This window comes from Acidovorax sp., from assembly GCF_046341535.1.
GTDB lineage: Bacteria > Pseudomonadota > Gammaproteobacteria > Burkholderiales > Burkholderiaceae_C > Acidovorax.
In genome coordinates this window covers 1-17,673 of sequence record NZ_JBKDRI010000092.1, presented here as the reverse complement: position 1 = coordinate 17,673, position 17,673 = coordinate 1, and the positions used below count along the sequence as shown (strand labels likewise).

General features: G+C 64.7%; 19 protein-coding genes. 7 read left to right on the top strand and 12 right to left on the bottom strand.

Going from position 1 to position 17,673, the window contains the following annotated elements:
* Positions 1 to 6: 6 nt before the first annotated feature.
* Positions 7 to 741, bottom strand: a complete 735-nt coding sequence (gene modA, locus ACK543_RS06540; protein WP_409942041.1) for a molybdate ABC transporter substrate-binding protein — start codon at positions 739 to 741, stop codon at positions 7 to 9.
* Positions 742 to 1,209: 468 nt separating this feature from the next.
* Between modA and ACK543_RS06535 the strand changes: the two genes are divergently transcribed.
* The 7 genes from ACK543_RS06535 (at position 1,210) to ACK543_RS06505 (ending at position 9,259) form a co-directional block, all read left to right on the top strand.
* On the top strand, positions 1,210 to 1,683 hold the full coding sequence (locus tag ACK543_RS06535; RefSeq protein WP_409942040.1) for a (2Fe-2S)-binding protein: 474 nt from the start codon (positions 1,210 to 1,212) through the stop codon (positions 1,681 to 1,683).
* Positions 1,684 to 1,719: 36 nt separating this feature from the next.
* On the top strand, positions 1,720 to 4,107 hold the full coding sequence (locus ACK543_RS06530; protein WP_409942039.1) for a xanthine dehydrogenase family protein molybdopterin-binding subunit: 2,388 nt from the start codon (positions 1,720 to 1,722) through the stop codon (positions 4,105 to 4,107).
* Positions 4,108 to 4,249: 142 nt separating this feature from the next.
* The gene (locus tag ACK543_RS06525) at positions 4,250 to 5,047 is read left to right on the top strand and encodes an FAD binding domain-containing protein (protein ID WP_409942038.1); all 798 of its coding nucleotides are present in this window, start codon (positions 4,250 to 4,252) and stop codon (positions 5,045 to 5,047) included.
* 184 nt (positions 5,048 to 5,231) lie between these two features.
* Positions 5,232 to 6,137 carry an AAA family ATPase gene (locus tag ACK543_RS06520; RefSeq protein ID WP_409942037.1) on the top strand — a complete coding sequence of 302 codons (906 nt, stop codon included), beginning with the start codon at positions 5,232 to 5,234 and terminating at the stop codon, positions 6,135 to 6,137.
* Between the two features lie 18 nt (positions 6,138 to 6,155).
* The gene (locus ACK543_RS06515; RefSeq protein ID WP_409942036.1) at positions 6,156 to 7,385 is read left to right on the top strand and encodes a vWA domain-containing protein; all 1,230 of its coding nucleotides are present in this window, start codon (positions 6,156 to 6,158) and stop codon (positions 7,383 to 7,385) included.
* 83 nt (positions 7,386 to 7,468) lie between these two features.
* Positions 7,469 to 8,098: a CoxG family protein gene (locus ACK543_RS06510; protein WP_409942035.1), complete on the top strand. Its 630-nt coding sequence runs from the start codon at positions 7,469 to 7,471 to the stop codon at positions 8,096 to 8,098.
* 78 nt (positions 8,099 to 8,176) lie between these two features.
* Positions 8,177 to 9,259, top strand: coding sequence for an XdhC family protein (locus ACK543_RS06505; RefSeq protein WP_409942034.1), 1,083 nt, complete (start codon positions 8,177 to 8,179; stop codon positions 9,257 to 9,259).
* 95 nt (positions 9,260 to 9,354) lie between these two features.
* Here ACK543_RS06505 and ACK543_RS06500 read toward each other — a convergent pair whose 3' ends face one another.
* From ACK543_RS06500 to ACK543_RS06450, 11 genes are all read right to left on the bottom strand, one after another.
* A complete protein-coding gene (locus ACK543_RS06500) occupies positions 9,355 to 10,752 on the bottom strand; it encodes an ATP-binding protein (protein WP_409942033.1) in 1,398 nt (465 codons plus the stop codon).
* On the bottom strand, positions 10,724 to 11,407 hold the full coding sequence (locus ACK543_RS06495; RefSeq protein ID WP_409942032.1) for a response regulator transcription factor: 684 nt from the start codon (positions 11,405 to 11,407) through the stop codon (positions 10,724 to 10,726). Before ACK543_RS06495 ends, ACK543_RS06500 begins: the two co-directional genes overlap by 29 nt.
* A gap of 17 nt (positions 11,408 to 11,424) precedes the next feature.
* Entirely contained in the window at positions 11,425 to 12,084 is a 660-nt protein-coding gene (locus ACK543_RS06490) for an OmpW/AlkL family protein (RefSeq protein WP_409942031.1), read from the bottom strand.
* Between the two features lie 377 nt (positions 12,085 to 12,461).
* On the bottom strand, positions 12,462 to 13,007 hold the full coding sequence (locus tag ACK543_RS06485; protein ID WP_409942030.1) for a low molecular weight protein-tyrosine-phosphatase: 546 nt from the start codon (positions 13,005 to 13,007) through the stop codon (positions 12,462 to 12,464).
* Positions 13,004 to 13,693: a glutathione S-transferase family protein gene (locus ACK543_RS06480; RefSeq protein WP_409942029.1), complete on the bottom strand. Its 690-nt coding sequence runs from the start codon at positions 13,691 to 13,693 to the stop codon at positions 13,004 to 13,006. Before ACK543_RS06480 ends, ACK543_RS06485 begins: the two co-directional genes overlap by 4 nt.
* 129 nt (positions 13,694 to 13,822) lie before the next feature.
* Positions 13,823 to 13,993 (bottom strand): hypothetical protein, encoded by a 171-nt coding sequence (locus ACK543_RS06475; RefSeq protein ID WP_409942028.1) that lies wholly within the window; start codon positions 13,991 to 13,993, stop codon positions 13,823 to 13,825.
* Between the two features lie 151 nt (positions 13,994 to 14,144).
* Entirely contained in the window at positions 14,145 to 14,987 is an 843-nt protein-coding gene (locus ACK543_RS06470) for a LytR/AlgR family response regulator transcription factor (RefSeq protein WP_409942027.1), read from the bottom strand.
* Complete coding sequence (locus tag ACK543_RS06465) at positions 14,984 to 16,051, bottom strand: sensor histidine kinase (protein WP_409942026.1); 1,068 nt, start codon at positions 16,049 to 16,051, stop codon at positions 14,984 to 14,986. Before ACK543_RS06465 ends, ACK543_RS06470 begins: the two co-directional genes overlap by 4 nt.
* A 15-nt stretch (positions 16,052 to 16,066) precedes the next feature.
* Positions 16,067 to 16,351, bottom strand: coding sequence for a 2TM domain-containing protein (locus tag ACK543_RS06460; RefSeq protein WP_409942025.1), 285 nt, complete (start codon positions 16,349 to 16,351; stop codon positions 16,067 to 16,069).
* A 43-nt stretch (positions 16,352 to 16,394) separates the two neighbouring features.
* Positions 16,395 to 16,694 carry a 2TM domain-containing protein gene (locus tag ACK543_RS06455; protein ID WP_409942024.1) on the bottom strand — a complete coding sequence of 100 codons (300 nt, stop codon included), beginning with the start codon at positions 16,692 to 16,694 and terminating at the stop codon, positions 16,395 to 16,397.
* 121 nt (positions 16,695 to 16,815) lie between these two features.
* On the bottom strand, positions 16,816 to 17,226 hold the full coding sequence (locus ACK543_RS06450; RefSeq protein ID WP_409942023.1) for a DUF2306 domain-containing protein: 411 nt from the start codon (positions 17,224 to 17,226) through the stop codon (positions 16,816 to 16,818).
* Positions 17,227 to 17,673 lie beyond the last annotated feature (447 nt).

The window sequence follows — 17,673 nt, the reverse complement described above, 5'->3', positions numbered from 1 at the left end:
CGAGTTTCAGGTGTCGTAACCATGATCGTGCATGATTTTGCGGGCCTTTTCGCTGCGCAAGTAGCGCAGCAAGGCGATGGCCGCGGCGTTGTCGCGTCCGGCCAGCAGCAACGCAGCGTCCTGCCGGATGGGCGCGTGCAGGCTCGTGGGCACACGCCAGGCAGACCCCTGTGCCATGCGGCCGCCCTCCATGACCTGTGACAGTGCCACAAAGCCCAGTTGTGCGTTGCCGGATGCCACGAACTGAAAGGTCTGGGCAATGTTTTCGCCCAGAACCCAGCGCGGCTGCAGTGCCGTGGCCACGCCCATGGTCTCCATGACCTGTAACGCCGCCGCGCCGTAGGGCGCCACCTTGGGGTTGGCCAGGGCAATGTGCCGGAAGCGGCCATGACGGAGCACGGCCCCCTGGTCGTCCACCAGCCCGGGCTGGGCGCTCCACAGCACCAGCGCGCCGGTGGCGTAGGTGAACCGCGAGTTCGCCACCACCTTGCCTTCGCGCTCCAGGCGCGCGGGCGTGGCTTCATCGGCCGACAGCAGCACCTGAAACGGTGCGCCGTGCGTGATCTGGGCATAGAACTTTCCGCTGGCCCCCAAAGAGACGGTGACCTTGTGCCCGGTGTCGGCCTCGAACGCTGCAACGATTTTCTGCATGGGCGCAGCAAAGTTGGCAGCCACGGCCACCGAGACAGAATCCGCACGCGCTGCCTGCAAGCAGGCAGCACCCAGAGCGAGGCAGGCCATGATGCGGACAGAGCGTAGTGTGGTGAGAAGCAGCATGTCGCGGATGAGCGCTAGTTGTCATCCGTAGCGTAGCGCATGGATGCCCCTCGGTTGCCATTGCCCCAGGGGCGAGGTCCGGCAGAGGCAGGTCGTCGCCTTGGCGGCCGAGCGCGTTTCATCCGGGGCCGCGCCTGCGAGTGCGCCGCAGCGGCTTTCCGCCTGCCATGCGTGGTGCGCCTGTGCACCGAGCGCAAGGCGGTCGGCAAGCCATGGCGGCGCGGCAGACGGCTTCCTCCCCTCACCGATGGACATGGGAACGGGCGAATACCCGGTCGAACACTGCGCTGGTGTGCAGTGCAACATGCTTCAATTTGCGAATATCCGCCGCATGAAGGGGTAAATTGAGGGTTGTCCCTAGGGATGTCGAGAACGGCCAGGCACAAGATTCGATGTGCGAGTCCAGCCAACACCATTCCAGGAGACAGCCATATGCAAGTCCAGTTCACGGTCAACGGGCGCGCCGCCAGTGTTGACGTACCTCCCAACACCCTGCTGGTGCATGCCCTGCGCGAGCATTTGCAGCTGACCGGCACCCATGTGGGCTGCGACACCAGTCAGTGCGGGGCGTGCACCGTGCACGTCAATGGCCATGCGGTCAAGTCGTGCGCGATGCTGGCCGTGCAGGCCCAGGGCGCCACGGTGCAGACCATCGAAGGCCTGGCCGCACCCGACGGCACCATGCACCCCATGCAGGCTGCGTTCAAGGAATGCCATGGCCTGCAATGCGGCTTTTGCACGCCGGGCATGGTGATGAGCGCCGTAGACCTGTGCAAAAACCACCCGCACGCCACCGAGGGTGAGATCCGCGAGTTGCTGGAGGGCAATATCTGCCGCTGCACCGGCTACCAGAACATTGTCCGCGCTGTGCAGCAGGGACAACAGGCCATGGCCGCCTCGGCCTGAGCGCACGCAACAACACACCGCCAAGGAGACACGATCATGGGTGCATCCGACTTCTCGAAACTTCCGCACATCGGCGAGTCTGTTCGCCGCAAGGAAGACTACCGCTTTCTGACTGGTGCAGGCCAGTACACCGACGACGTGGTGCTGGCCGCGCAGAGCCATGCCGTGTTTGTGCGTTCGCCGCACGCGCACGCCAAGATCAACAGCATCAACGTCGATGCCGCCAAAGCAGCGCCCGGCGTGCTGGGTGTGTTTGTGGGTGCTGACGTAGCCGCCGACCATATCAATGGCCTGCCCTGCGGCTGGCTCATCACCAGCACCAACGGCGAGCCCATGAAGGAGCCGCCACACCCCATCCTGGCCCAGGGGAAGGTGCGCTATGTGGGCGACCATGTGGCCATGGTGGTGGCGCTCACGCAGCAGCAGGCACGCGACGCGGCCGAGCTGGTCGAGGTGGACTACGACGAGTTGCCCGCAGTGGTCAATGTGGCCGATGCAGCGGCCGGTGCGGTCGCGGGGGCGGGGCTGCACGACATCGCGCCCGACAACCACTGCTTCAAGTGGGCGCTGGGTGACAAGGGCGCGGTCGATGCCGCTTTTGCCAGCGCCGCCCATGTGACCACGCTCGATTTGGTCAACAACCGTCTGGTGCCCAACGCGATGGAGCCGCGCGCCGCGATTGGCAGCTACAACCGCGCCAGCGACGAATACACGCTGTACGTCAGCAACCAGAACCCGCACGTCGAGCGCCTGTTGATGACGGCCTTCGTCATGGGCCTGCCCGAGCACAAAGTGCGCGTGATTGCGCCCGACGTGGGCGGCGGCTTCGGCTCCAAGATTTACCTGTATGCCGAAGACGTGTGCCTGACCTGGGCTGCCAAAAAGCTCAACCGCAACATCAAGTGGGTGGCCGACCGCAGCGAGGCGTTCCTCAGCGACGCCCATGGCCGCGATCATGTCAGCCACGCCGAGATGGCCATGGACAAGGATGGCAAGTTCCTGGCCCTGCGGGTGCATACGGATGCCAACCTGGGTGCCTACCTCAGCACCTTTGCCAGCGCTGTGCCCACCATCCTGTATGCCACGCTGCTGGCGGGCCAGTACACCACCCCGCAAATCTATGTGGAGGTGGACTCCTGGTTCACCAACACCGCGCCCGTGGACGCGTACCGCGGAGCAGGCCGGCCCGAGGCCACGTATTTGCTGGAACGCCTGGTCACGCGCTGTGGCTGGGAGATGGGGCTGTCGCAGGACGAAATCCGCAAGCGCAACTTCATTACCAGCTGGCCCTACCAGACGCCGGTGGCTCTGCAGTACGACACGGGCGACTACCACGCATGCATGACGCAGGCGCAGCAGCTTGCCGATGTGGCAGGCTTTGGGGCGCGCAAGGCCGCCAGCGAAGCCAAAGGCCTGCTGCGCGGTATCGGCTACAGCAGTTACATCGAGGCCTGTGGCATCGCCCCGTCGAACATTGCCGGAGCCCTGGGTGCCCGTGCAGGCCTGTTTGAATGCGGTGAGGTGCGTGTACACCCCACCGGCAGTGTGACCGTGTTCACCGGCTCGCACAGCCACGGCCAGGGGCACGAGACAACCTTTGCGCAGGTGGTGGCGGCGCGCCTGGGCATTCCGGTCGAGAACGTGGACATCGTGCATGGCGACACCGGCCGCGTGCCGTTCGGCATGGGCACCTACGGCTCGCGCTCCATCAGCGTGGGTGGCGCAGCCATCATGAAGGCGCTGGACAAGATCGAGGCCAAAGCCAAGAAGATCGCCGCCCACCTGATGGAGGCCAGCGACGCTGACATTGATTTTGCTGGCGGCGAATTCAGCGTGCGCGGCACCGACAAGAAGATCCCGTTTGCCCAGGTGTCGCTGGCGGCCTACGTGCCGCACAACTATCCGCTGGATGTGCTGGAGCCGGGGCTGAACGAAACCGCGTTTTACGACCCGACCAACTTCACCTTCCCGGCCGGTACCTACATCTGCGAGGTCGAGATCGACCCGGCCACGGGCAGCACGCGGGTGGACCAGTTCACCGCGGTGGACGACTTCGGCACCATCATCAACCCGATGATCGTGCAGGGGCAGGTGCATGGCGGTCTGGTGCAGGGCATTGGCCAGGCCCTGATGGAAAACTGCGTGTACGACCGTGAGACGGGGCAGTTGCTGACCGGCAGCTTCATGGACTACGCCATGCCGCGCGCGGATGACTTCCCTGAGTTCAAGCTGGGCCATGTGTGCACGCCGTGCACGCACAACCCGCTGGGCACCAAGGGCTGCGGCGAGGCCGGGGCCATCGGCTCGCCGCCAGCGGTGATCAACGCGGTGCTGGACGCGCTGCGCCCGCTGGGCGTGAAGGACTTCGACATGCCTGCATCGCCACACCGCGTTTGGCAGGCCATCCAGTCGGCAAAACCATGACGCACGATCGCCTCAATCGCTTTGCGCCTTGGACCAGCCGCCACGGGCAGCCGCGCGTGGATGCCGTTTTGGCCTCCATCGCGCGCTTTTCAACAGCTACGGCGCGTTGCTGCCGCAGCATGAAAAATGACAGGAGTTCCTGATGTACGCATTTACCTTTGAAGCCCCAGCCTCCACATCCGCTGCCGCGCAGCTCATCGCGCAGGGCGGCAAGCTGCTGGCGGGCGGGCAAAGCCTGCTGCCGTCCATGCGACTGCGCCTGTCCAACCCCGAGAAGATCGTGGACCTCAACGGCGTGGCCGAGATTGCTGGCATCTGCCGCGATGGCAATGCCATCGTCATTGGTGCCATGACGCGCCACATGGATGTGGCGGGCAGTCAGGACGTGAAAACCTCCATCCCGGGGCTGGCCGACCTGGCCGCGCACATTGGCGACCGGCAGGTGCGGGCGCGCGGCACGCTGGGCGGGTCGGTGGCCAACAACGATCCGGCGGCCTGCTATCCGAGCGCGGTGCTGGGGCTGGGGGCCACCGTGATCACCAACCGTCGCCAGATCGCTGCCGATGACTTCTTTGTCGGCATGTACACGACGGCGCTGGAGGAGGGTGAAATCATCACCGCTATCCGATTCCCCATTCCCCAGCGCGCGGCGTACATGAAGTTCAAGCAGGCGGCATCGCGCTTTGCGCTGGTGGGCGTGTTTGTGGCGCAGACCGACAGCGGGGTGCGCGTGGCCATCACCGGTGCCGCCAGCAGCGTCTTTCGCCACCCGGGGCTGGAGGCTGCGCTCAACCAAAGCTTCACCCCGGCGGCGGCCGCTGCTGTGAAGATTGACGCGAACGATCTCAATGGCGACATCCACGCCAGCGCTGCCTATCGGGCCCACCTGATCAGCGTGCAGACGCAGCGCGCGGTGCAAAGAATGTTGGCAACGCCCTGAGTCGCTGCGCCCCTACCCCCTTTTTCGAATGGCCGCGCCATTCGGGGAAGGGGCTACCGCCCGCAAAGCGGTTGCTGGCGGGTGCCGCACCGATGTCCCTGGCTTGTTTGCGGCAGCGAAATTTGATCCAAAAAGGCTTTCCGCGCTTGTCCAGCAAGCGCAACTAGCTATCGAAATTGAAGCAATGAATTCCCCAGCCTCTGTCGATGCCCTGGTGCATGCCCTGCAAGGTGTGGGCTACTTTGCAGACCGCCGTCTGGCCACGGCGGTGTACCTGGCTTTGCAACTGCAGCGCCCGCTGCTGCTGGAGGGCGAGCCGGGCGTGGGCAAGACGGCCTTGGCGAAGGCGCTCAGCGAGGTGCTGGGGCGCAGCCTGATCCGTCTGCAGTGCTACGACGGTCTGGAGCAGCGCGAGGCGCTTTACGAGTGGAACTACGCGGCCCAGCTCCTGCACATGCGTGCAGCGGAAGCGAAGGGCGCGGCCGATGTTGCGCAGATCGAGGCCGAGGTTTACCAGGAGCGCTATCTCATCCGGCGTCCGCTCTTGCAGGCACTGCAGGCTCCTGCGCCAGGTGCAGTTTTGCTGATCGACGAGGTGGACCGGGCGGACGAGCCCTTCGAGGCTTTTTTGCTGGAATACCTGGGCGAGTACCAGGTGAGCATCCCCGAGCTGGGCACGGTGCGGGCCGCGGTGACGCCGGTCACCATTCTCACCAGCAACCGCACGCGCGATCTGCACGATGCCGTCAAGCGCCGCTGTCTGTACCACTGGCTTGACTACCCTGAGCGCGAGCGCGAGCTGGCCATTGTCCGGGCCCAGGTGCCGGGGGCCAGTGAGGCGCTGGCGCTGCAGGTGGCCGAGTTTGTGGGCCGCCTGCGCAGCCAGCCGTTTGCCAACGCCTTCAGCCGCACGCCAGGCATTGCCGAGAGCGTGGAATGGGCAAAGGCCCTGGTCGCGCTCGATACGCTGGTGGTGGACCCGGAGGTTGTGTTTGACACGGCCGGCATCCTGTTCAAGCAGCGCGAAGACGTTGCCGCGCTCACGCGTGACATGTCCGCGCAACTGCTGGCGCCCGAGCCTGCCCCCTGACCCCGGCAGGTGCACCCCATGACCCCGGCTGGCATGACGCATTCGCAACTGGGCGATGCCCGCAGCGGCAAACTTGCCGACAACGTGAGTGGCTTTGGCCGCGCGCTGCGCCGTGCCGGTGTGCCGGTGGATGCCGCGCGCATGGCGCTGGCGCAGCAGGCCCTCATGCTCACCGGGCTGGCCCGGCAGGACTTTTGCGCCGCGCTGCAGGCCGTGCTGGTCAGCCGCGAGCAGGACCGGGCTGTCTTCCAGGAGCTGTTCAACGCGTATTTCCGCAACCCCGAGTTGGCGCAGAAACTGCTGGCGCAACTGCTGCCCAGCGCTGAGTCCAAAGCGCAGCCCGCCCGGCGGCGGCCCCGGGTGAACGAGGCGCTGGCCCCCCTGCGTGCAGCCCGCAATGCTCCGGCTGCGCGAGAAGACGACACCATCGATTTCGACGCCGCCATGACGGCCAGCGAACTGCAGCGCCTGCGCCATGCCGACTTCAATCAACTGTCGGCCAGCGAATACCGGCTGGTGGAGCGCCTGGCCCGTGACATCGCACTGCCGCTGCCGCACTACGCGGCCCGCCGCACTGTTGTGGGGGCGCGCGGGCAACGTCCGCACTGGGCTGGTGCCATGCGGCTGGCGGCGGGCACCGGTGGCGAACTGCTGCGGGTACCCCTGCTGCAGCGCCGCCAGCAGCCGTTGCCGCTGTTGGTGCTGGTGGATGTCTCTGGCTCCATGGAGCGCTACACCCGGCTGCTGCTGGCGTTCTTGCACGCCGCCACGGCAGCGCGGCATGCGGGGGGCGGCGTGCGCCGGGATGTGTTTGCGTTCGGCACCACGCTCACCGACCTGGGCGCTGCGTTCCGCCTTGCCGATACCGATGCCATGCTGGAGGCCGCCAACCTTGCCATCCCCGATTTCGCGGGCGGCACCCGGCTTGGTGCCTGCCTGGCGCAACTGCGTACCGCCCACGCCCGGCGCCTGGTGGGCCGCCGCACGCAGGTGCTGCTGGTCAGTGATGGCCTGGATACCGGCTCGCCAGACGAGCTGGAGCGCGAGCTGGCCTGGCTGCGCCGTCACTGCGGCCGCCTGCTGTGGCTCAACCCGCTGCTGCGCTTTGACGCTTATGCCCCCACGGCGCGCGGCGCGGCAGCCCTGCACCGGCATGCGCACGGCATGGTGGCGGTGCATAACCTGGCCCACCTGCAAGATCTGGCCGCCAGCCTGGTCGCGTTGCTGCGCGCGACGGGACGGCGCTGAGGGTTGCCCCCGCCTGTGCCTGCTGCACCAACGCCTTTGAGCCCCCACATCCATCACACCGACAGCCCAAGCGGAATCTCACCATGGAAATGCAAGCCAGTCGCACCCTCGCCGTCAGCCAGCAACAGGCCTGGGACGCGCTTAACAACCCCGACGTGCTCAAGCGGTGCATCCCCGGCTGCGACAAGGTCGAGCCCACGGGCGAGCACCAGTACGCCGTGGCGATGGCGCTGAAGATCGGGCCGGTCTCCGCCAAATTTGCCGGAAAGATCACGCTGTCAGACATCGTGGCGCCCCAGAGCTACACCATCGCGTTCGATGGCTCGGGCGGCGTGGCCGGTTTTGGTAAGGGCAACGCCAAAGTGGTGCTGGTGCCCCTGTCAGCCGACGGCGCTGGCCAGCCAGGCTGCGAGCTGCAATACACCGTGCACGCCACGGTGGGCGGCAAGATCGCGCAGCTGGGGCAGCGGCTCATCGATGGTGCAGCCAAGTCCATGGCCGAGGATTTCTTCAAGCGTTTTGACGACGAGATGCAGCGCCTTCACCCGCGTGAGGCACCAGCCACCGTCCCGGGCAGTGCGCCCACCCAGTCTGACGCCGAGGCCGTGGCCGCGTCGAGAGGCCCGCAGGATCATGGCCGAGGCCTGCCGGTGTGGGTCTGGGTCGTTGGGGCAGCGGCGCTGGCCGCCTTGGGCTGGTGGCTCAGCCGCTGACGCGGTCTGCGCGGCCCGATTGCATGCCCCCGGCGGCCTTGGCCCCTGTCTTCATTTCTGCACACACAGAGGCAACGGATGGAAAACCTGGATGTGATGGTGTTGCGCACCCTGCACGGATGGCGTGCAGCAGGCCGGCATGCGTTGCTGGCGACGGTGGTGCGCACCTGGGGTTCATCGCCCCGGCCGGTGGGCTCGATCATGGCGCTGTGCGAAGACGGCGCAGTGGTGGGGTCCGTGTCGGGGGGGTGCATCGAAGACGACCTGATTGACCGCCACACCCGTGCCTATGCAGCTGGTGCAGCAGGCTCCAGGGCGGCCTGGCCCGGCGATCGCGTTATGCCCAGCGGCCCGCCTTCGTTCGTGAAGTACGGCATCACGGCCGACGAGGCCCACCGCTTTGGTCTGCCCTGCGGCGGCACGCTGGAGTTGCTGCTGGAGTACGACCCCGATGCAGCGTGCCTGGCCGAACTGATCGCTGCGCTGGAGGCGGGGCGTCTGACGCGGCGCACGGTGCAACTGGCCGATGGCGTGGCCAGCCTGCACCCGGCCGATGCGCCCGCCGACCTGGTGGTCGATGCGCAGCAGATCACCAACACCTTCGGCCCCGAGTACCGCATGCTGCTCATCGGTGCCGGTCAGCTCGCTGAATACCTGGCCACCATGGCCCTGTTCAACGGGTTTGCCGTGACGGTTTGCGATCCGCGCGAGGAGTACCGCGGCGTCTGGAGCGTGCCTGGGGCGACGGTCGTCAGTGACATGCCCGACGATGTGGTGCAGGCCTTCAAGCCCGACCGTCGAAGCTGCGTGGTGGCGCTCACGCACGACCCCAAGCTCGATGACCTGGCGTTGCTGGAGGCGCTGGGCACCGAGGCGTTCTACGTGGGCGGCATCGGCTCACGCCGCAACAACGAGGCCCGCCGCACCCGCATGATGGAGCATTTCGGCCAGACTGAGGCGAGCCTGGCCCGCCTGCGCGGGCCGATTGGCATCTACATCGGCAGCAAGACGCCGCCCGAGATCGCGGTCAGTGTCATGGCCGAGATTCTGGCGGTGAAGAACGGAGTGACCCTGCCGCGCGACATGGAAGTGGCGCAGGCCAAGAACGAGCGGGAGCTGGCCCACAACGAGCCGGGCACGCTGGTGTGTGGGGTGCGCTGAGCACGCTGTGCCGTGTCGTCGCGGGAGCCTTGGTGTTTCGGCTGCCATGGGGTGGGAGCCGTTTAGAGAGTCAATTGGACGCCTGTCGCTTGCTCTCACCTCGCGCTCAGGGTCTGCAGGTGATGATCAATCGCCGTTGCTTCAAAGTCCAGTTCGAAGAGCGCTCCACCGAGCACTGACGGCTTGCATTTCAACTGCCAACCGTGAGCGCGTGCCACTTCCATGCAGATGGACAGGCCCAGACCGGAGCCCGGCTTCGTGTTGTCCGCAGCCCTCCAGAATCGTTCGAATATCTGGCTGCGTTGATGCTCTGCCACGCCTTGGCCTTCATCCTCAACGCGGACCCCACCATGGGTCAGGCTGATTCGAACAGTGCCGCCCTTGGGTGAATGATCAACTGCGTTTTCAACCAAGTTTTTCAGCAGGACAAATAGCTCTCCCGAATCGGCCATCACCTCAAGGTCAAGCGACTCCCGTACGATCTGCAGGCTGACTTCTGCTTTCTGCGTGCGCCACGACAGAAATCCGCATACTTGTCGAGTCACCTCATCCAGCGAGACCGGTTGCTTCTTCAATGGACGTCCGCCCGTGACCTCTGCCACGTGCAGCAACTGATTCACGGTTCTTCCAAGGGCGTCGACGTCGTCCAAGGTTTGGGGAGGGATGCGGTCGACCTGAACCTCCAACTGACCGCGCAGCAAGGCGATGGGCGTCTTGAGCTCATGGGCGGCATTGGCAAAAAACCGCTGTTGTGCATTGAAGGCGACCTCCAGACTCGCCAATACTTCGTTGAACGCGATGACCAGAGGCCGGATTTCGGCAGGCAGCGGCTCCACCGGAATCCTTGCAGACAAGTTGTTCTGCCCCACCGTGCGTGCGGCCTGACTGGCCAAACGGATCGGCTGCAGCACGCTGCGCACACCCCAGTAGCTCAGTACGGCCAGCACCCCAATCGCCAGGGTGGCCATGATGCCCACGGCTTCTGCAATGGCCGGGGCAATGGCCTCCTGGGCGAGTCTGGCAAATCGGTCACTTCGGCCCACCTGAACCCAATAGTCCCGACCCTGAACCCGATGGAGCACGGAAACTACGTGAAAAGGTTTGCCATTGATCTCGGTACGCGAGTAGCGTTCATCTTGCTGATCCATGGAGACACCCGGCAATAGGCTGCTGAAGTCGCTGTCCGAGGTCGCCAAGACCTGGCCGTCACTGGAAACAACGCGGTACTTCAGGTTCGCAAAAAATGCATCGAAGCTTTCGACGTCCTGTCCCTGCAACCGCACGGTCAGATCACCGTTCGCGTCGAGGGTAATCGCCTCGGCGATGTCGTGGGTCTGGCCCATGAGGCTTTGCTGCGTGATGAAGTCGCCAAAGCGGTGCACGAGAAAGGCCTGAACCGACAGATACAGGCCCGCTACGATGGCGATCGAAAAGGAAAACACCAGGGTCAGGCGCAGGGCGAGGCTAGGTGTCTTGAGGAACCGCCAATGCATAGCCCACGCCCTTTGTGTTGACAATCGATACGCCCGATTGAAGCGCTGTCAGCTTGCCTCGCAGGCGCATGATAGCGACGTCCAGCGCCTTGGGCGTTATCTCGGAAAAAGCGCCCCAGGCGGCTGACTCCAGCGCACCTCGGCGCACCACTTGTCCCGCGTTGCGAATCAGGGTCAAGAGAACCTGCAGCTCGCTGGGTGACAAGGTGATGGATGAGGAGCCAACAAAAAGCGTGCTCGCCTGAGGCGACACTCTTAGGTCAGAAAAACAGGCTTCATCCGGTGCCCATGGCTGGTTGCGGCGCATCAAGGCTTTGGTTCTTGCCACCAGTTCGGCCATTTCGAAGGGCTTGGTCAGGTAATCGTCGGCTCCGTTTTCGAGTCCGCTCACGCGATCGCCGAGAGCGTCGCGGGCTGTGAGGATCAGGCAGGGCGTGGACTGCCGAAGAGCGCGCAACTGCGCCAGCAACGACAGCCCGTCGCCGTCGGGCAAACCACGATCCAGAATCAGCGCGTCGTATCGCACGGTTTCCAAGAAGGCTGCGGCATGACCCAGGTTGGTCACTGTGTCACATGCGATGCCTTGAGCTCGCAAGGCGATGACTACGGCCTGAGCCATGCGTGGATGGTCTTCAACAAGCAGTACCCGGGGCATAACTCAATGTGTGTCACTTAAAACTGGTAGGTTAGTCCCAGATTGACCGATATGGGCTGGTACTTGGGATTGCCGCTCAGTGTGGCGCCCGCAGAGGTCGACTTAAATGATCCGCTGCCCATCTTGGCCCAGCGCAGGTCGGCACTCACACTCCAGCGATCCGTCAGATCCACTTCGCCGCCCAAGATTGCTTGAACGGCCAGACCCCTCCGGCGTGAGTATTCCTTGTCTGATCCGTCGCGGCTGAGGTCCATGTCCATCTCGGTGACATAGCCCACGCCCGCCCCAACAAACGGTCGCACAATGCCCAGTTTCTGAAAACGGTAGTAGCCGTTGATGAAAGCTGTCGTGGAGGCGAAATCACCCTGGACTGGGGTTCCACCAATGCGCTTGACATCATGGCTGCGGTAATCCCAAGCCAGTTCAGCCGCCCAACCATTGCCATAGCGATAACCGAAGGCTCCGCCCAGGCCGATTCCGGTGCCAAAAGAGCCTCTGCCAGACACACTGGACGAGGTTGCGCGAGATTCGGTAAGGCTGGTCGATGCCAATGAACTGCTGCCGCCGTAAGCGCTGACATACAGGCCGGACCGATCTTGGGCGACGACTGGCATGGCGGCTAACATGGAGAGACCGGCGAACGAGGCGCATACAAGGGACTTGGTGCGGAAAGACATGGTGGGTACCTGGGTAGGATTGGAGTGATCGCGACCGGGAGAATTCGCCGGCTGCTGCACCATTGTTTTTCCAGATGGGTTACTGCAAGGTAACTGTTGGCGAAAGCAGATTCGGAGCCTTTCCGACTTGGAGCGTCGAAAGCGAAAATCGGCCCCAGCGAAGACAGTTTTTGCCGAATTTGCAGCCCCATAGCCGAGCTATGGGGCAAAAAGGCGGTGCTCTCGACCTCAAGTCTCGACACCACGATAAAACCGCACTCACAAGGGCATACCGTCATCGTTTCGCTGGAGGACCTTGAAACTTCCGGGCTGGGCAGCCATGGGGTGTGCCGGACCAATGGCCGTGCCACCCCCGCCAGCCCCGCCAGCGCGCGCGGTCAATGTCGGGCGGAGCCCGCAGGCTGACGGGCGAGCTGTTGCTGCACATGCGCCAGCAGGCCCGCACAGGCGTCTTCCACCAGATCAAGCACCTTGTTGAAGCCCTGCGCGCCGCCGTAGTACGGGTCGGGAACGACGGGGCTGTTCAGCCGCACGCAAAATTCGGTCAGGCGGCGTACCTTGGGCCGGTGCCGGGGCGGGCACAGGTTCTGCGCCAGCGCCAGGTTATCCCAGTCCATCGCCAGGATCAGGTCGTACCGCGCAAAGTCGCTTTCTGTGATCTGCCTTGCGCGCAGGTCCGACAGCACATAGCCGCGCTGGGCGGCATGCCGCTGGCTGCGCTCGTCGGGCGGCTCGCCCGGGTGGTAGTTGTGGGTGCCCGCCGAATCCACGCGCACCCAGCCGTCCAGTCCGGCTGTGGCCACCCTATGACGGAACACGCCGTGGGCCGTGGGGCTGCGGCAGATGTTGCCCATGCACACGAACAACACGCCGTAGGCGTCGGGCCGGGCATCTGGCGCGACGGGTGCTGCCGTGCCGTTCATACACCAATGAGCACGGGCCCACCCTTGGCCACCGCGCGTTGGTAGGCGGGACGCGCCACCATGCGGTCCCGGTAGGCCACCAGGTGGCTCAGGCTCGCACCGTGGCTCGTGCGTGACAGGGCTGCCTCCACCGCAAAGCTCATTTGAAAGTCGGCCATGGTCAGGTGTGGCCCTGCAAACCAGGCGTGGCTGGCCAGTTGCTTGTCCATGAAAGCCAGTGCAGTGTCCAGGTTCGGGTCGATCAGCTTGGCCTGCACCTGTGTGCACAGCGCCCGCGCGATCGGCTTGACGAAGAAGGGCATGGGCTGGGATGGAATACTCATGAACACGAGCTTCATGAGCAGCCAGTTCATCAGGGAGCCTTCGGCATAGTGCATCCAGAAGCGGCATTGCCGGTGCTCGGGCGTGCCCGCTACGGGCTGCAGGTGCGCCAGTTCAGCAGGGGCCTGTGCGCCGTATGTTTCCACCAGGTACTCGATGATCGCGCCGGACTCGGCGATCACCGCGTCGCCATCGGTGATCACGGGTGACTTGCCCAGTGGATGGATTTTCGAGAGCGCTGCGGGCGCAAGCTTGGTGTGCTTGTCGCGCTGATAGATTTTCAGCTCGTACGGGACCCCCAGTTCCTCGAGCAGCCACAGGATGCGCTGCGAGCGCGACGCTTCAAGGTGATGCAGGGTGATCATGAGCGCGATGTTAGAGCACAACCCATCTCGCCGCTGACCGGATGCGCCTGAACCCAAAGCAAAACGCCCTCGTCAGAGGGCGCTTTTTGGATGACAACCAGCGCCTGGGGGCGCGGCGCGATCGGCTGGTCAGCCGCCCTTGCGGGAGCGCTTGCCGGGGTTCTTCTTGCTGCGGGTGGCCACGCCGCGTTCCAGGCTGACGCGCTGACCACGGCCCGGGGTGCGCAGCGTGTAGCCGGGCACGGGAGTCGGTTGTGGAGTGCGCTTGCGGTCTGCTTCGGTGACGATCTTGTTGCCCATGGTGGTCTCTGCGGAGGTTGTAAAACGACAATTTTAGGCCATGCGCCGTGTCTGGTCGGCCGCCAGGGGCCATGGCATGGGCCGACACCTTCCAGTCGGGCCTGGGTTGGTGGTCAGCGCAGTGTGGCTGCGGCTTGCCGAGGGCAGCGCCCTACATGGCCTTGAACAAATGGGCGTAGAGCCGGCTGACCGGCAAGCGCTCAGACCGTCCGGCCAGTGCCAGAGCCAGTTTGCCGGACTCATCCCGGGTGACCGTGGTGATGCTGGCGGCGCGCACCAGGATGCCGCGGTGCACCTGCCAGAACACGCTGGTATCGAGCTGGCCCACCAGCTCCTTGACCGGGGTGCGGATGAGGTATTCGCGCTCGGCGGTCAGCACGCGCACGTACTTGTCGGCCGCCTCGAAATACAGCACATCGGCCACAGGCACCATGTGGATCTGCGTGCCGTGGCTGGCCTGGATCAGCGTCAGCGGTGCCGTGGCAGACGGTGCTGCCGGTGCGGGTGACGGGGGCCGGGGCGACGCGCCCAGCGCCTCAGATTCCAGCAGGTGACGCAAGCGCGCCATGGTTGCTTCAATATCAATAGCAAAAGAACTATTCGCAGCAAGCGTAGCCTGCAGTTTTTGTACTGTTTTTTGCAAGCGGGTCCCCTGGACTGGCTTGAGCAGGTAGTCCACCGCCTGCGCCTCAAACGCCTCCACCGCGTACTGGTCGTACGCCGTGACGAAGACCAGGGCAGGGAACGGCCGACCCGCTTGCCACGCATCGGCCAGTTCCACGGCGGCGTCCAGCCCGCTCAGGCCGGGCATGCGAATGTCGAAAAACAGCACATCGGGCCGCAGCTCCAACGACTGTCGCACCGCCGAAAGCCCGTCGGCCACCGTGGCGACCACTGCCAGTTCAGGCCAGGCACGCGCCAGTTCGTGCTGCAGCTGGGCGGCCAGCAGGGGCTCGTCCTCGGCGATCAGGGCTCGGGGCGCGGGCAGCGTCATGGAGGGGTCGAGGATATCAAGGGAAAAACAACCATCGCGCTTGTCCCGCCTGCATCAGTAGCTATCAAATCAATAGTACCTTCAGGGCCGTACAGGGTGGCCAGGCGCTCGCGTGCCTGCGCCAGGCCAAAGCTCTGCCCGGGTGCCGCCGCAGGCAGGTGCGGGGCAAGGCCCACGCCGGTATCGGTGACTTCGATGACCAGGCGTTGCTTACCCGGCCGACCGACATCTGCAGGGCTTTGGCTTGCGCGCACCAGGATGTGGCCACCCTCCACCTTGGGCTCCAGTCCGTGGCGGATGGCGTTTTCCACCAGCGGCTGCAGCAGCAGCGGGGGAACCGGCGCGTCCTTGAGCTGGTCGGGCAGCTCCAGTGTGTAGGCCAGTCGCGGGCCCATGCGCACGGCCATCAGCTCCAGGTAGTCGCGCAGGCGGTCGAACTCATGGGCCAGCGGGTGTTCGGTGCTGCGCGATGCGGCGAGCGTGGCGCGCAGGTAGGCAATCATGCGGTCCAGCATGTCCTGCGCGCGTGCGGGGTCGGTGCCGATCAGCACGCGCAGGTTGGCCAGCGTGTTGAACAGCATGTGCGGTTCGAGCTGGGTTTCCAGCAGCTTCAGGCGGGCGTGATTGGCCTGACTGCGCACTTCGCTCACCTGGGCCTGTAGCCAGGCGCTTTTGCCACGGGCGTAAAAGAAGAATGTCAGCGCCAGCGCCGAAAGCATTGCTATCAAAAAAGAGACGCGCAGTTGGGCCGTGTCGCTCCATGTTGAATAGCCGAACCAGTTGTCGGCGAACCAGGTGCCCCCCACGAATCCCAGCAAGTTGCCCACCACGGGCAAGGCAAACCCTGCCATACCTGAAGGCCAGCCTGTTGCATCGCTGGACGGGAAAAAATGGCGACCGAAGTCGATCAGCGCCCAGGATAAGAGGCCGATAGCAAGCGAGTAAATCAGCGGGATTTCGTAAGGCTTGTAGGGCCTGAAGGCGTAGAGGACGGCAGCGTTGACCAAACAAAAGGCGATCATTTGCAGCAGATGCCGCAGCTTGGCGATCCAATCGATATCCATGGGGGCTATCTGTTTTCAGCCTTTGTCGCGTTCGCGCTGCAGCCGCTCGCGCTCTTTATGCACCATGCGCTCGCGAAAGCCGCTACCGCTGCCCAGCACAAACACGGACACGGCGTGAAGCACCAGCCCCAGGCCCCATCCCAGAAGCGGGTACACCGACCAGGGCCGGTCGCCAAAGGCGTAGCGCGACATCATGAAAATCACGGCATTGACCAGCACGAAGACCAGCGCGTGCATGTACCAGCCCAGCTTGGCATTGGCGCGCCTGCGGGCCAATTGTTCGATGTCTTCGGGTGTCATGAAAAAGACGATGTGAGTGTGTCATTCTAGGTGTGCCCTGGCTTCAGCCGCCCCGCCCGCCGCGCGCAATGCGCTCGCGCTCGGCCTGCACCATGCGCTCGTGCAGCGTGCTGCCGCCAGCCAGCATGAAGACCACAACGCCATGAACGGCAAGGCCCAGACCCCAGCCCAGCGCGGGGAAGATCGCCCAGTTGCGCCCGCTGGCGGTGGCCAGGGCTACCAGTGCCAGGTTGACCAGGACATACACGCAGGCATGGGTATACCAGCCCAGCTTGGCGTGGGCGCGTCGGCGTGCCAGGCGCTCCAGCGGGTCGTGGAAAGAGTCGGTAGCGAGTTGGTTCATGGTTGGCTCCATTTCGGTATCCAAGGTGAAAGAAGGTGGTTGCCAGGCAGGTGGTTGCGCCCGACGGCGGCCGTCCTGTCAACCTGCTTTGAAAACTGTGGGTCACTGCGCGGCGCGGCGGTCAGATGAGGCTCAGCGCGGACCACACGGTATGGCCCAGAAACCGGCCAGGCAGCAGCGTGAAGGCCCCTGCGACCAGGCAGGCACTGATATAGAGGTTCTGCATCGTCCTCTTGTGGCCCTCGATGTTGCGGCGGGCCAGGGATACAAAGGCCACCACCAGCATCCCGAGCGTGACAGGAATGAACAGATGAATGATGCCGAAGCTGCCCCAGCGCGGCCCCACGCTGCCGCTGATGAACAGGGCCGACACGGCCGTGGCGATCATGGCCGTCACCCAGGCATAACCGGCGGCGCGGTGCAGACGTGGGCGCTGCTGGGCACCCTTGCGCGCCCACAGCGCGATGGGGCCAAGGGCCACCGCCGACAGCGCGGCGGCAAGGTGGATGGCGAGGGCGGGTGTGATTTGCATGGTGGGGCTCTTGTCGTCAGCGGTTGATGCGGTGGACTGTGCCTGCCGCCCTGGGCTGCCGCCACCGGCATGCGACGAGATGCGCAGCCAGCGGCGTGGAATGCCGCTGCCCGGCGCGAAACGCGCGGCAACAACAGTGCTTTTGCGACCCGGTAGACCGCCTGTGCCATGGGCATCAGGCCGCCCTGACCCCCGAGGTTTACTTTTTTTCGCACAGTGTTCGGGACGACACCCTCATTCACCCTCTACGATTGGACTGGTGTCGTCTCGCCGCTACCCGTGACCTGCCCACCCGACCCAACCCGAGGAGCCTGTCGGACTTGGAGCGTCGAAAGCGAAAATCGGCCCCAGCGAGGACAGTTTTTGCCGAATTTGCAGCCCCATAGCCGAGCTATGGGGCAAAAAGGCGGTTAAAAATGGACCGCTGCGGTCGATTTACAGCCGACG

Bases quoted from the DNA above. Each gene is read 5' to 3' on its own strand.
- ACK543_RS06500 (WP_409942033.1), bottom strand. From the start codon at position 10,752: ATGCATTGGCGGTTCCTCAAGACACCTAGCCTCGCCCTGCGCCTGACC.
- ACK543_RS06505 (WP_409942034.1), top strand. From the start codon at position 8,177: ATGGAAAACCTGGATGTGATGGTGTTGCGCACCCTGCACGGATGGCGT.
- ACK543_RS06455 (WP_409942024.1), bottom strand. From the start codon at position 16,694: ATGAACCAACTCGCTACCGACTCTTTCCACGACCCGCTGGAGCGCCTG.
- ACK543_RS06470 (WP_409942027.1), bottom strand. From the start codon at position 14,987: ATGACGCTGCCCGCGCCCCGAGCCCTGATCGCCGAGGACGAGCCCCTG.
- ACK543_RS06450 (WP_409942023.1), bottom strand. From the start codon at position 17,226: ATGCAAATCACACCCGCCCTCGCCATCCACCTTGCCGCCGCGCTGTCG.
- ACK543_RS06535 (WP_409942040.1), top strand. From the start codon at position 1,210: ATGCAAGTCCAGTTCACGGTCAACGGGCGCGCCGCCAGTGTTGACGTA.
- ACK543_RS06490 (WP_409942031.1), bottom strand. From the start codon at position 12,084: ATGTCTTTCCGCACCAAGTCCCTTGTATGCGCCTCGTTCGCCGGTCTC.
- ACK543_RS06530 (WP_409942039.1), top strand. From the start codon at position 1,720: ATGGGTGCATCCGACTTCTCGAAACTTCCGCACATCGGCGAGTCTGTT.
- ACK543_RS06480 (WP_409942029.1), bottom strand. From the start codon at position 13,693: ATGATCACCCTGCATCACCTTGAAGCGTCGCGCTCGCAGCGCATCCTG.
- ACK543_RS06465 (WP_409942026.1), bottom strand. From the start codon at position 16,051: ATGGATATCGATTGGATCGCCAAGCTGCGGCATCTGCTGCAAATGATC.
- ACK543_RS06510 (WP_409942035.1), top strand. From the start codon at position 7,469: ATGGAAATGCAAGCCAGTCGCACCCTCGCCGTCAGCCAGCAACAGGCC.
- ACK543_RS06525 (WP_409942038.1), top strand. From the start codon at position 4,250: ATGTACGCATTTACCTTTGAAGCCCCAGCCTCCACATCCGCTGCCGCG.
- ACK543_RS06515 (WP_409942036.1), top strand. From the start codon at position 6,156: ATGACCCCGGCTGGCATGACGCATTCGCAACTGGGCGATGCCCGCAGC.
- modA (WP_409942041.1), bottom strand. From the start codon at position 741: ATGGCCTGCCTCGCTCTGGGTGCTGCCTGCTTGCAGGCAGCGCGTGCG.
- ACK543_RS06485 (WP_409942030.1), bottom strand. From the start codon at position 13,007: ATGAACGGCACGGCAGCACCCGTCGCGCCAGATGCCCGGCCCGACGCC.
- ACK543_RS06460 (WP_409942025.1), bottom strand. From the start codon at position 16,351: ATGACACCCGAAGACATCGAACAATTGGCCCGCAGGCGCGCCAATGCC.
- ACK543_RS06475 (WP_409942028.1), bottom strand. From the start codon at position 13,993: ATGGGCAACAAGATCGTCACCGAAGCAGACCGCAAGCGCACTCCACAA.
- ACK543_RS06495 (WP_409942032.1), bottom strand. From the start codon at position 11,407: ATGCCCCGGGTACTGCTTGTTGAAGACCATCCACGCATGGCTCAGGCC.
- ACK543_RS06520 (WP_409942037.1), top strand. From the start codon at position 5,232: ATGAATTCCCCAGCCTCTGTCGATGCCCTGGTGCATGCCCTGCAAGGT.